Source organism: Serratia sp. CY83965 (assembly GCF_052166375.1).
GTDB lineage: Bacteria > Pseudomonadota > Gammaproteobacteria > Enterobacterales > Enterobacteriaceae > Serratia > Serratia marcescens.
On the sequence record NZ_JBJNOV010000004.1, the window covers coordinates 309,745 to 322,861 of the forward strand.

The following is a 13,117-nucleotide window of genomic DNA, read 5'->3' on the forward strand; positions in this document are numbered from 1 at the left end:
GGCACGCTGCCGTAGTCTGCGCTCGTTATTTCCATTCTTCTGAATCTACACCGAGGTGTTTATGAATAATTTAAGTGCCGCTGCCACCGTAATTAATGATACTGATGTAACTTCGCAATTAGGCAGCATTAATAATGGCTATACCAATGTGCATGCGCAACTTGGCGTGACGCTATCGCGATTCGGAGCCGATCCTACGGGCAATACCGATTGTCGTGAAATATTTCAGCAGGCATTGGATTATGCGGCGACAACGCAGCATAAAACCGTCTGGATCGATGGAACCTTTCTTATTACCGGCGATGTTTCGTTAAAAGTGCCTGTTGGGGTCACCGTCAGAGGTTATCGAACTGGGCGAAATCAAAGCATAATGACAGCTGGTTTTAATCCTAAAGCTGAACCTTCGGTGTTGTTAGTGCGTACAAAGCCAGCAACACAGGGGGAACCAGGAACTAATCTATTCGAATGTACAATCAGTCCTTCATTTGATGGCTTCGTGATCTATTACGATGAACAGCCAAAGAATATCACCGATCCGGCAATGTTTATTCAGTATGGTTATACTTTTCACACCGTAGGGCGTTCATGTTCAGTTACTAACATTCTATATGCTGGTGCCTGGAATTTTTTCTCGCAGCAAGGTGAGGCGCCGTTCTGCCAAAACATTTATGGTTTTGCTTATGGCATCGATTTTCATGTGGAGAAGTGCGCCGATGTAGGGGTTTTTGATAATATTCATTGCAATCCGAATGTTGTTCGGCCTAATTTTAGTACTATCACCGCAGCGGCTAAGCTGGAAACAAGCATTATGTTTGATTTTTCAGAGCATGACGGCATGATGCTGAGCAATATTCATGGTTTTGGTAAAGGAGTTGTGTTCAACAATGATCAAAAAGGGACCACGCGGCTAATGACCCTGTCAGGTAGCAATTTTCTTTTTGATAAATGTGGCACTCTCGTGAATTCGAATGCTTCTGGTGCAAGAATTGTGGACTTCTTTGGCGGAACATTCATTCATGACTATGCACGCTTAAAGGGCATGATGACGCTAAGTAACTCGACCCAAACACAGATAGCGCAATATTATCTCAATGGATGGAAATTCCAACTGGGTTCTCCCTTACTGGGGGAAAGCACTGACACCTTCTTTTACTTTGCTGACCCTGCGGGTTGCAGCTTGATTCTGAACTCAGCGATTTTGCCATCAAAGGGAACATTAGAATTAAATAACCCATTAAAAAGCAATATGATGAATGGTGACATTACCATCGGAAGTCGGCGGATTAATCTTGAAAGAACCTATGGTAATTATATTCCCAATTCCCGCTTGCTGACTGTTGACCAGAATAACGGGATGCCTGTGGGTTTTAATATTTCCGGTAACGGTGTTAAGGTTGTTGCGCAAGAGGTGACAAGCAGTAATACTGCGATGTCCTATTATTCCGGATTATTAAATAGGACCTTTGATGTCAACCAGACCGGTACGATGACCGTTATGGCTTATGCAACTGCTATCGGCGATTCTCCGGGTATCCGGGTGACGGCAACCGATGATAACTATACTGAGGCGACAAAAATAGAGAAGAAAATCCCGTGGACGATTGAAGGTGGCTATTATGTGGCGCGTATTACCATTGAAAGCACCCCTCTTTATTCTATTTGGGATATCTGCTGTGCAGCGCCATCGATATCGGGCGGCGCATTGCGGATGCATAGTGTGTCGTTGATACCTTCACCGGTATTTAACTACTCGTCTGAATTGAGAGAGCCGCCTTTATTAAAGTCACAGGTGGGTAGTATGGCAACAACGATGTTGCTTCAAGCGAACACGCCTACGATGCTTCAACGTTCAGTGTGGGGGAAAACAAGTGGAGTAGCCAGAGTTTATTTAAAAACTGACACCACGGTTGCGATATTTACATTATATAAATTGAAAGATAGTGAACCTGTCACTGTCGTTAAAGATGTTTACTATCAAGGTGGTGATGATGTTTTAAATCTTACGTGGCCCACTGGCGGCCGCTTAACACTTTCAAGCAGCGCCGGTGGGAATATACAAATACGCATTGATGGCGCTTAGGAAAATAAATTAGGCAATGGACTGCCTTTCATCCTATTGATATTTTTGCGTCAGCCCACTAACTCCACGATCCGCTGGTGGGCATTCGCCAGCCCCTGCGCGAGGCCGTGCGGTCTCATATCCAGCCCTTCGGCATAGATAAATTGCACGTCGCCGATCCCCATCAACCCCAGCACCGAACGCAGGTAGGGCGTTACGGCATCGGTCGGATGCCCGGCGTGCATGCCGCCGCGTGAACTGAATACCAGCGCATTGACGCCTTCCACCAGCCCCACCGGGTAGGTGGCGGTATAGTTGAAGGTCATCCGGGCGCGGGCCACCAGATCGAACCAGTTTTTCAGCTGGGTCGGGACGTTGAGGTTGTACATTGGCGCGCCGAGCAGCAGCAGATCGCTCTCTTTCAGTTCGGCAATCAGCCGGTCGGAGAGCGCCACCGCCGCTTTGGCGCGTGGGCTGATGTTTTCCGCGCCGCGCAGCGCACCGAACAGCTCGCCGTCCAATACCGGCAGATCCAACGCCGTCAGATCGTGTTCGACGATCCGATCTTCGTGTCCTTTCGCCTTACGCGCCGCCAGATAGCGGTCAATCAGGTTATTGGTCTGCGAGTCATTTCCCATAATGCTGGATTTGAGTACCAGTATTTTTTTCATGCTGTTGTCCTCTGACGGTCATCTGTGGTTTTCACCGGGGATTCGGAATGACTGCAGGTTATCATTGCTTGATGTTCACCAGTGGTGATAGGTTTTCACTAAATTGATTCCAATTTGGATGCATTAAGATGAAAAGCGATCTCAGCGCACTGCCGGCGTTTGTCGCCGTGGCGGAAGGCGGCAGTTTCGCCGCCGCCGCAGAGAAACTGCATTTGACGCGCTCTGCGGTCAGCAAAATCGTATCGCGTCTCGAGGCTCGGCTTGGCGTGATGTTGTTTATGCGCACCACGCGCAGCCTGAGCCTGACGGATGAAGGGGCGCTGTACTATGAGCACTGCCGGCAGGCGTTGGCAAACGTTCAGGCGGCGGAAAACCAGCTCGACAGCGGCAAGATGCAGGTCAGCGGCCGGCTCAGAGTCTCGGTGCCGGTGCTGTTCGGCCATTTGTGCATTGCGCCCGTGTTGACGGCGCTGGCGAATGAACATCCCTTGCTGACGCTGGAAATTTCATTCAGCGACCGCAGGATCGATCTGATCGACGAGGGGTTCGATCTGGCGGTTCGCATTGGCGAGCTGGCGGACAGCGGCAGCCTGGTTGCCCGGCGCTTGGGCGAACACGGCATGCTGCTGTGCGCCTCGCCCGATTATCTGCAGCGCTGCGGCGAGCCGAGAACGGTAGAGGCGTTAAGCCGACATCAGGCGGTGGGGTATCTGCACGCCGGCGCCGTGCTGCCCTGGCAGCTTCGCGGCGAAAACGGCGAGCTGCGGCCTTTCAGGCCACCGGCCAAGATGATGATGGATGACATGCAGGGGATCGTCGATGCGGTGTCCGCCGGCGCCGGTATTGCCTGGCTGCCGGAGTGGCTGGTGCGCGAGCGCTTGATGGCGGGGACGTTGGTGGAGATCATGCGCGGTGAGTCCAGCCTCAGTTTCCCGGTGAACGTCGTGTGGCCCTATATGCCTTACCAGCCGCTCAAGGTGCGGCTGGCGGTAGACAAACTGGTGGCGGAGCTGCCTGGCAGGCTGACGCGGTTCGCGTCGGCCTGAGCGTGTATGTGGTGGCAAGCGGTCCAAGGGACGCTTGCCGATGTCAGAGCGCGCGCTGTTGCGTTGATCGTGGCAGTGACGGCTGTGTTTTCCCTGTCAACAGGCAACTGAAAATAAGAACCCAAATGAACCCGTAAGAGTAATCGGGGTTGGCGGCGCAGGAGCCCAAAAATGCGGAGAAAAGCATAAATTTAAGCATGGAATGGGCTTCGTTGCCGGCGACGTTATATTGCGAACGAATAAGCTTGGATACGATAAAACCGACTAACAGTATCGTCCCCAATATTCCGAAGTTAGCAAGTAGGGACAGAGGCAGAGAAGATATTCTTGCGCTACCGATACCGACGCCCAAGCCAAAGGTATTATACATAATTTCAAGGGCATTGTAGTTGGAGGCGGAGCGCACGAGGTGAGAGATCGTTTGCGCTTTTTTATCCGCGTAATCGGTTATTTTCTCCAGGAAAAAGATGAATGTGAGCTTTGATACGATGACCAAAGCCAGAGAAAATAGAGCTTTTTGTATCAGGCTAAAACGCGTACTGAAAATGAATGTGCCGCACAGCGACGTAAGCAGGGTAAAATAGCCCGATGTAGAGCCGTTTTTAACCAAGAGCAGCACCATCAATAGAGCCACTAGCTTCAGTCGCAACCCCTTGGCAACCAAAAGAGGCACGATGGTTGCGCCGATAAAGATACCGGCGAATGACGGTTCACCGAAGGTACCGCTCAGTCTGGATTCAAAAATGGCATTGGCGTTATGCATGCTGTTATACATCAAAATCTGAATCGCATTCGCCAGCGGCCTGGCAAGGAGCCAAATCAGACAGTAAGCGGAGAAAACCAGCGTCGTGAAAATGATGGTTTTCAGTGCGTATTCAGGCGTGATTTCACGCCGCTTGACGTAAATGACATACAGCGTTATCAGGTTCAGCGTGATTAGAATCAGTTGCTTGATGTTGTTATTGCCCCACACAAGCGAGATACCTTTTTTGGCGTAATTATTTTCAAAGCTATAAGCCGGTGAATAAACTCTTACTCCTTCAAATAGGTGGGTTAACGCATAGGTGAAGAACCAAAAAAGAACAATTATTACCAGCGATTGCAGTAATACCCGGTGTTTTAAGTTCCAGACGGATGTGCTGTTTTTTGAAGTGAAAAAAAACCGGGTTATTAAAACCAGTTCGATAAAGTAAAATATAGGTAGGCTATTACTCCCTGTGTTAATAATAGCGCTTGATTGAAAGATGGATGCAAGAATCAACAGGGCGAAAATGGTTCTGTGGTGTAGGAAAAAAGTGGCGAAAGCAAGAGCCAGCCAAACAAAACTTAATATATTCACATTATATTCCCTAAGTTACTTATCCTATATGGCATCGTCTGGCTTCAGATTAAAGTAGTTATAAAAACCAGCGTATTTCCGCGCGCTATCATACAATAAGAAGGTGGGACGGTCTAGCTGCAAGGGTAGTATATTCAGGGGGTTATAGAATTAGACTGCAAGTATATGTCATTCTTATAATTAACGAGCTAATCAAGTCGCGCGGGTTTTGCGCTTGGGATAGTGACGATTGGCCCTCGGAATTTGCCGTGGCAGCAGGAAACAGGCCACCGGTGCAATTAATTCAGTAATAAAATAAATAAATAAAATTAATTAAAAATCACCGAGGAGCAACGACCATTGCAATGCGTAATAAAGCAGCAACAAGAGACAGCTGGCAAGCACCAGCTTTTCACCAGCTTGCTTAAGCTTGGCTTTAACGTTGTTCCTTTGTCGCATTTTTACGTTCTCGCTTTAGACAGTCAGATAGAAAAGCAGTATAGCAAGCAAATTTTAGGCGTCGGTCAAAATAGGAAAATACTTAATGCTTTGGTGGAGAACCGAGCAGTGGGTTGTGCGGGATAAATAGCCAGCGGCAAGAAGAGAACAACCAGGAAAAGGTGCCAGCGGTCGCTGGCGGATACGTCAAGATAGGTTGCTCGGCACGCCCACATCATTGCGATGCCATCGTTTATCCGGGCTAAATTGCCGTGTTTGCCGCCATTGATTAGCCGGAACCGTAATGCTGTTCAAAGGCAGGTTCCATTATTCTCTGATGACCGCGAATGGCGGTAGGGGCGAAACCGAAGCGTTTGCGAAAACGTTCGGCGAAACGCGAGGCGCTTTCATAACCCACATGTTGCGCGATGGCGGAGATCGGCCAGTCGGTCGACTGCAGCAGGGCCAGCGCGCTACTCATGCGCACGTCAATCATCAGGTTGCGCAACGCGGTGTTTTCCATCGACAGTTTGCGGCGCAACATCACTTCACTCATCGACAGGCTCTCCGCGACTTTGGCCGCCGTCCAAATGCTGTGCGGATCGGTCGCCAGGCAGCGGCGCACGCGCTGCGTCAGATCCTTGGCTTCGTTGTGAATAAAGCGAATGCCGAATTGGGCCAGCCACAACAGAATTTCCAGCATTTTGTGCCGCACGATGATGGTAGGAAAGCGTTGCCGCAGCGTCAGCGCCAGGCCGGTGGTTTCAAAGCTGTGCTTTAGAGCGCAGGGCAGGTTGCGCAGCGCCAGGACGGCATCGAACGGCATCGGCGCCGGCGTTTCCTCGGCCGGAGGTTGGACGGTGAGCAACAGGGGATCGCAGGTCAGCAGTTGGCAACTGAATACGCCGTCTTCGGACGGGCCGTTAATAATGTCCACCGTTTGCCCGCCATCGATAATCAACAGCTCGCCGGGATGAGCGACCACTTCGTGTTGTTGCCAGCGTACGCGCTTATGGCCTTGTTGTATCAGATACAGATGTGGTTGCTCAAAATAGACTGAAGGGAATAATAATTCAGTATACTGAATGATGTGCGCTGAGGCGCCAATTCCAGGACAGAGATTAATTGTACGTTCCATCGATATTCATTTCGCAGCCATTATCTGGGAATATCTTTACGCTTTGATCCGCGCTGGAGCAACATTTTTCCATGGGCCGTGAAACACAGCGGCGAGTTTTATCTATCAAAAATCAATTTCCTGCTGAACAGAAAACGTCCGTGTCGGGATGATGTTTATCCATTAAAGTGAGAGCCAGGCTCGAAGCGCGCATTTTACCAATTACCCATAAGCTGAATAATTCAAATGCCATAGATTAATATCCTAACGTAACCCGAGAGTAATAGCGCATAGTGCTATTTAATCCATTTTCGTCAGTATTGTCGATCTTATCGGACCTGTGGTTCCCCCAGCAACAGCGCACGATCATGAAACTGGCCGTAGGCATTGTTGACCACGTTCTGGCGCGTGGACTGTTCGATCAACATTTTCAGCTCATCCATACGCTGCTGTAACAGACGTTTGAGTTCGGTTTCGTTGTCGAGGATCTGTTGCAGCTTATTGCGCAACATCTCCTGCAGCGCCATGGACGGGCCGGCTTGCCCGGTAAAGGCGGCGGTTTTTTCCACCGCCGTCACGTAAGCGAATTCGAGCTCGACGAGCTCCTCCCAGCGCCCGGTTTGCGCCAGCGCGATCATCTGGCTGCTCAGGCTGTAAATTTGTTGATAAGCGGCTAACAGCTGCTGTTGACGTTCCATTACACGGCGTCCTGCGAAGGTTGGTAGTTGGGGCCAATCTGGCGCCAGGCGTCGGCGATGTTTTCCAGCAGTTTAACCACTTCGGCGATCGCCGCTTCGTCGTTGTGCAAGTTGGCCTGCATCAGCCGACGCTTCATGTAGTCGTACAATGCCGCCAGATTTTCGGCGATCTCGCCGCCCTGTTGAAGGTCGAGGCCGCTTTTCAGGCCGTTGTCGATGATATTGATGGCTTTGGACAGCGCCATGCCTTTGCCGGCGATATCGCCCTGGTTCATCAGGATGCGTGCGCGAAGCAGGGCGCTGAGCGCCCCGTCGAACAACATCACGATTAACTGGTGCGGGCTGGCGCTCATGGCGCCGCTTTCCAGACTGACCTGTGCATAGGCCTGAGTGCCGCTACGGTTATACATGCTGTTTTCTTTACCTTGTTAAAGGGTTACTTGAACTGTTGAGCCAAATAGTTACTGGTGCCGTTCATTTTCGACATCATGGTATCCAGCTGAACGAACTGTTGTTTATAACGATCGATGGTGTTCTGAATGCTGGCGGTGACCGTCGTGATCTGGCTGTTCAGGCGATCGAGGTTGGTGTTGATGCTTTTGGTCGAGTTTTCGATGATGCCGCCGGATTTGATGTAGCTCTGGATCTCGTTGTGGATCTCGGTGGCCATGCCGGTGTCTTTGCCGTTACCGACGAAGAAGTTGCTGACTTGATCCGGCTTCTCATCCATCGCTTTCTTCAGCTTGGCGCTGTCGATTTCCAACTTGCCGGTTTTGGTGTTGGTGGAAATGCCGAGGTTGCCCAGGCCTTTCAACTCCGGGTTGTCTTGGGCGGCGCTCAGCGCGCTTTTGATCGACGACTGAACGCCGCGCAGGGTGTTGTCGCCCAGCAGCGGGCCGTTGGTTGGGTTTGGCGCTTCGCCGGTTTTCACCGGGGTGAACTTGGACAGCGAGTTGAAGGTGTCCAGCAGCGAGTTATAGCTGTCGACCCACTCTTTGATCTTGTCGGTGGTGCCGGCGGTGTTGGTGCTGATCACCAGGTGTTGCGGTTCATCGGTTTTGGTTTTGGTTTTCAGATCGATGGTGACGCCCTGCAGGGCATCGCTGATCGAGTTGGTGCTGCGTTTGATGGCCGTGCCGTTCACCATCAGCTCCGCATCCTGCGGCGCGACCGTCTGCTTCATGGCGGTGGAGGTGCCGCGCGTGGCGTTGTAGTTCAGGATATCGCCCAGTTTGTCGTCATTGTCGACTTGGAGGGAAATCTTGTTGTTTTCGCCGGTGGTGGAGGAACTGACCGCCAATTGATAATCGTTGTCGCCAACGCGCATGATGCTGGCGGTGACGCCGGCTTTGGCGCCGTTGATGGCGTCACGCAGCTCAACCAGCGAGGTTTGATCGTCGCTGAGCGGGATTTTGGTTTCTTTCGGCGGGTTGCCGGCGGTGATGGTCAGGGAACGGTCGGTGACGCCTTCAGCGCCTAATTTAGCGCCTTGATCGCTGACTTTCGCCTGCGTGGTCAGCGTTTGCGCCTGCGCCAGGTTTTTCACTTCCACCACGTAGTTGCCCGGTACCGCCTTGGCGTTGGTGGTGATCTTGAAGGCGTCGTGTTCGGTGGCGGTGGTGGCCTTGAAGAAATCTTCTTTCGCCATCTCTTTGCTGAGATTGTCGAATTTTTCCAGCGCGCCTTTCAACGTGCCGTAACCGGTCAGCTGGGCGTTGTAGCTGGATTGCTTGGTGGTGTAAGGGGTCAGACGCTGTTGTTCCGCTTTGGTCAGCTTATCCAGCAAGCCATTGAGGTCGAGCCCTGAGCCGAGACCTAATGAACTGATCGTTGCCATGAGTAATTCTCCTTGATGATGACTTTATTCGCTTTACGCGTTATCGGCCCAGTGGTGAAAAAGTTTACCGAAAAAAACAAAAAAACGATGGCGCAATAGAGGAGGGAAAAACCGCGTTATTTCCGCCATTGCAGCGGGCGCAAAAAATTTTAAAAAATTGCTAAAGGTTGTTAGGGGAGGGCCGATACCTGAGGGGACGGTGGTTGACGCCGTGGGCAAACAAGCCCGAACCTTTTAACCGTGTTGCGAAGAACGCAACTGACTCGTAAGGAAAGCAAACAATGGCACAAGTAATCAACACTAACAGCCTGTCTCTGATGGCGCAGAACAACCTGAACAAATCTCAGTCTTCTCTGGGCACTGCGATTGAGCGTCTGTCTTCCGGTCTGCGTATCAACAGCGCGAAAGACGATGCTGCGGGTCAGGCGATCTCCAACCGTTTCACCGCTAACATCAAAGGCCTGACTCAGGCTTCCCGCAACGCCAACGACGGTATCTCTCTGGCGCAGACCACTGAAGGCGCACTGAACGAAGTTAACGACAACCTGCAGAACATCCGTCGTCTGACCGTACAGGCGCAGAACGGTTCCAACTCCACCAGCGACCTGAAATCCATCCAGGACGAAATCACTCAGCGTCTGTCTGAAATCAACCGTATCTCCGAGCAGACTGACTTCAACGGCGTGAAAGTGCTGAGCAGCGATCAGAAACTGACTATCCAGGTTGGTGCTAACGACGGCGAAACCATCGATATCGACCTGAAAAAAATCGACTCCAAGCAACTGGGTCTGGACACTTTCAACGTGACTGACAAAGGTCCTTCAGTGGGTGCTGCTGTTACCGACGGCACTATGGTGAAGGGCGCTACTAAAGATGTGGCTTATAACGCAGCAGCATCTGGCTTGGATGCAACCAAAGGCGAAGCGCTGGTTTCTGGTAAAGACAAAGACGGCAACGCAGTTAACTATGTGCAGACTACCGCTGCTGACGGCACCAAAACTTACAAAGCCGCTACTATTGCTGATGACGGCAAAGTAACTGCAGGCGCCGATGTTACCATCAAAAACCCACTGGATACCCTGGACAAAGCGCTGGCACAGGTTGACGGCCTGCGTTCTTCCCTGGGTGCGGTACAGAACCGTTTCGATTCTGTTATCAACAACCTGAACAGCACCGTGAACAACCTGTCCGCTTCTCAGTCCCGTATCCAGGATGCTGACTACGCGACCGAAGTGTCCAACATGAGCCGTGCCAACATCCTGCAACAGGCTGGCACCTCTGTTCTGGCACAGGCTAACCAGTCTACTCAGAACGTTCTGTCCCTGCTGCGTTAATCGTCTCTCCCGATTAACTGTCGCAAAGAAACCCCGCTTCGGCGGGGTTTTTTTATGCTCGCGCCCCGCGCGGTTATTACATGGCGCAAATAAAGCCTGTTTTGTGCGACTGTTCTGCCGATTGGCATTTCGCCCCCTACGCATAATAGCGCTGACTCTCTTATCCGCAGGTTTAAGACATAGTGAGCGATCTGTATACCGCCGAAGGCGTGATGGACAAAAATTCTCTCTGGTTGCGCTACGTGCCGTTAGTGCGCCACGAGGCGTTGCGCCTGCAGGTCAGGCTGCCCGCCAGCGTGGAGCTTGACGACCTGCTGCAGGCCGGGGGAATCGGGCTATTAAACGCCGTTGAGCGTTATGACGCCCTACAGGGAACCGCCTTTACCACCTATGCGGTGCAGCGCATTCGCGGCGCGATGCTCGACGAGTTGCGCAGCCGCGACTGGGTGCCGCGCAGCGTGCGGCGCCACGCGCGCGAAGTCGCGCAGGTGATGCGGCAACTGGAACAGCGTTACGGCCGCCCGGCGAGCGAAACGGAAGTGGCGCAGACGCTGAACATCTCGCTGGATGAGTACCGTCAAATTCTGTTGGACACCAATAACAGCCAGCTTTTCTCCTACGACGAATGGCGCGAGGAGCATGGCGAGAGCGCGGAACCGATGCTGGATGGGCATGAGGAGGCCAACCCGCTGCATCACCTGTTGGAAGGCAGCCTGCGCCAGCGGGTGATCGATGCCATCGAGGCGTTGCCGGAGCGCGAAAAAATGGTGCTGACGCTGTATTACCAGGAAGAGTTGAATCTCAAAGAGATCGGCGCCGTGCTGGACGTCGGGGAATCCCGCGTCAGCCAACTGCACAGTCAGGCGATCAAACGGCTGCGTGCGCGGCTGGCGAACGATACCTGACGGCGGAGCGCCGCCCCCAACTCGATGACTCATGCGACAATCGGACTGCCCCTTATGCCAGGAATACTGTTGAAGAAACGGCCGCTTAGCCGTTACCTGAAAGATTACAAGCACAGCCAGACCCATTGCTCCCAGTGCGGCAAACTGTTGGACCGCATGGCGCTGGTGTTTCGCGGCAAGATAATCAATAAAGAAGCCATCGCGCGCATGGATCAGCCGATCGACGATGCGGTCTGGCAAAACGTGCAGCACGAGCTGACCGCGCTGTGCCGCTTTTGCAGCGAGATTTCCTGCAACAGCCACCCGAGTTATTTCGACATTATGGCGTTCAAGCAGTATCTGTTCGAACAGACCGAGATGAGCCACAGCACCATTCGCGAGTATGTGGTGCGGTTGCGCCGTCTGGACGAAATGCTGGTGGCGCGGAATTACCCGGCGGACAAATTCGCCAACAGCGCCAGTCATCAGCGCATCATCGACGATCTGCCTACCGCGGCGCACAACAACTACCGCATTGCGCTGCGCAAGTACGATCAGTATCTCGCCTGGCAGCGCAGCTACTGAGACTTTCCCCGGCCGCTGGGCCGGGGTCTGCCGTATCCCCCCGTGATAAAGGATGATTATTCAGTTCACATCTGCTAAATCTATCGGTTATCAGATGTTGATATTCGATTCCCTGGGGGGAAGTAGTGAACCTGCAACAACAACTGGCGCAATTTCCGCGTCTGGATCTGGTTGGCACCGCCACACCGCTGGAAAAACTGTCCCGTCTCTCCGATTACCTCGGCCGCGAAATCTACCTTAAACGTGACGATGTCACTCCTATGGCCATGGGCGGCAACAAGCTGAGAAAGCTCGAGTTTCTGGCCGCCGACGCGCTGCGACAAGGCGCCGATACGCTGGTCACCGCCGGCGCCATTCAATCCAACCACGTGCGCCAGACGGCGGCGGTGGCGGCGAAACTGGGCCTGCACTGCGTCGCGCTGCTGGAAAACCCCATCGATACCCGTGCGGAAAACTACCTGACCAACGGCAACCGCCTGTTGCTCGGCCTGTTCAACGCCGAGGTGGTGATGTGCGAAGCGCTGCACGATCCGCAGCAGCAACTGGCGGAACTGGCGACGCGCCTCGAGGCGCAGGGCTTCCGGCCTTACGTGGTGCCGGTGGGCGGCTCCAATGCCCTGGGCGCGCTGGGATACGTGCAGTGCGCATTGGAAATCGCCGAACAGAGCCGGCGCAGCAACGTGGCGTTCAGTTCGGTGGTGGTGGCGTCCGGCAGCGCCGGCACTCACGCTGGGCTGGCGGTGGGGCTGCAACAGCTGCTGCCTGAAACCGAGCTGATTGGCGTGACGGTCTCGCGCACCGTGATCGATCAACTGCCGAAGGTGGAGCAGATCCAGAAAGCCCTGGCCTGTTCGCTGAATATCGACGAACTGGCACCGATAGCGCTGTGGGACGATTATTTCGCGCCGCAGTACGGCATGCCGAACGAAGAGGGCATGGCGGCGGTGCAGCTGCTGGCGCAGCAGGAGGGCGTGTTGCTGGATCCGGTATACACCGGCAAAGCGATGGCCGGTTTGATCGACGGCATTGCCCAGCGGCGTTTCCGCGACGAAGGGCCCATCCTGTTCGTTCACACCGGCGGTGCGCCGGCGCTGTTCGCCTACCATCCGCAGGTGTAAATACCGCTTGTT

General features: G+C 53.0%; 12 protein-coding genes. 6 read left to right on the plus strand and 6 right to left on the minus strand.

Annotated elements, in window-relative coordinates:
• Positions 1–61: 61 nt before the first annotated feature.
• The gene (locus ACJ8PL_RS12365) at positions 62–2,080 is read left to right on the plus strand and encodes a hypothetical protein (protein WP_442531193.1); all 2,019 of its coding nucleotides are present in this window, start codon (positions 62–64) and stop codon (positions 2,078–2,080) included.
• A gap of 50 nt (positions 2,081–2,130) precedes the next feature.
• On the opposite strand, the gene ACJ8PL_RS12370 is transcribed toward ACJ8PL_RS12365, so the two are convergent.
• Positions 2,131–2,730 (minus strand): FMN-dependent NADH-azoreductase, encoded by a 600-nt coding sequence (locus ACJ8PL_RS12370; RefSeq protein ID WP_089184733.1) that lies wholly within the window; start codon positions 2,728–2,730, stop codon positions 2,131–2,133.
• Positions 2,731–2,858: 128 nt separating this feature from the next.
• Here ACJ8PL_RS12370 and ACJ8PL_RS12375 point away from each other — a divergent pair, with 128 nt between their 5' ends.
• Entirely contained in the window at positions 2,859–3,776 is a 918-nt protein-coding gene (locus ACJ8PL_RS12375) for a LysR family transcriptional regulator (RefSeq protein WP_079449840.1), read from the plus strand.
• Positions 3,777–3,819: 43 nt separating this feature from the next.
• Here the strand turns inward: ACJ8PL_RS12375 and ACJ8PL_RS12380 are convergent, their stop codons facing one another.
• The 5 genes from ACJ8PL_RS12380 to fliD all read right to left on the minus strand — a co-directional run bounded on the left by ACJ8PL_RS12380 (position 3,820) and on the right by fliD (position 9,184).
• Entirely contained in the window at positions 3,820–5,115 is a 1,296-nt protein-coding gene (locus ACJ8PL_RS12380) for a hypothetical protein (protein WP_079449839.1), read from the minus strand.
• 706 nt (positions 5,116–5,821) lie between these two features.
• Positions 5,822–6,670 (minus strand): helix-turn-helix transcriptional regulator, encoded by an 849-nt coding sequence (locus ACJ8PL_RS12385; protein WP_028128106.1) that lies wholly within the window; start codon positions 6,668–6,670, stop codon positions 5,822–5,824.
• 308 nt (positions 6,671–6,978) lie between these two features.
• Positions 6,979–7,347 (minus strand): flagella biosynthesis regulatory protein FliT, encoded by a 369-nt coding sequence (gene fliT, locus ACJ8PL_RS12390; protein WP_016927319.1) that lies wholly within the window; start codon positions 7,345–7,347, stop codon positions 6,979–6,981.
• Positions 7,347–7,757 (minus strand): flagellar export chaperone FliS, encoded by a 411-nt coding sequence (gene fliS, locus ACJ8PL_RS12395; RefSeq protein ID WP_239441944.1) that lies wholly within the window; start codon positions 7,755–7,757, stop codon positions 7,347–7,349. Before fliS ends, fliT begins: the two co-directional genes overlap by 1 nt.
• A gap of 26 nt (positions 7,758–7,783) precedes the next feature.
• Positions 7,784–9,184, minus strand: coding sequence for a flagellar filament capping protein FliD (fliD, locus tag ACJ8PL_RS12400; RefSeq protein WP_239441942.1), 1,401 nt, complete (start codon positions 9,182–9,184; stop codon positions 7,784–7,786).
• A gap of 281 nt (positions 9,185–9,465) precedes the next feature.
• Here fliD and ACJ8PL_RS12405 point away from each other — a divergent pair, with 281 nt between their 5' ends.
• The 4 genes from ACJ8PL_RS12405 to ACJ8PL_RS12420 all read left to right on the plus strand — a co-directional run bounded on the left by ACJ8PL_RS12405 (position 9,466) and on the right by ACJ8PL_RS12420 (position 13,105).
• Positions 9,466–10,518 (plus strand): flagellin N-terminal helical domain-containing protein, encoded by a 1,053-nt coding sequence (locus tag ACJ8PL_RS12405; protein ID WP_147880014.1) that lies wholly within the window; start codon positions 9,466–9,468, stop codon positions 10,516–10,518.
• A gap of 182 nt (positions 10,519–10,700) precedes the next feature.
• Positions 10,701–11,423, plus strand: coding sequence for an RNA polymerase sigma factor FliA (locus ACJ8PL_RS12410; RefSeq protein WP_274984961.1), 723 nt, complete (start codon positions 10,701–10,703; stop codon positions 11,421–11,423).
• A 54-nt stretch (positions 11,424–11,477) separates the two neighbouring features.
• Complete coding sequence (fliZ, locus tag ACJ8PL_RS12415; RefSeq protein ID WP_004934751.1) at positions 11,478–11,987, plus strand: flagella biosynthesis regulatory protein FliZ; 510 nt, start codon at positions 11,478–11,480, stop codon at positions 11,985–11,987.
• 125 nt (positions 11,988–12,112) lie between these two features.
• Positions 12,113–13,105: a D-cysteine desulfhydrase gene (locus ACJ8PL_RS12420; RefSeq protein ID WP_048794696.1), complete on the plus strand. Its 993-nt coding sequence runs from the start codon at positions 12,113–12,115 to the stop codon at positions 13,103–13,105.
• Positions 13,106–13,117 lie beyond the last annotated feature (12 nt).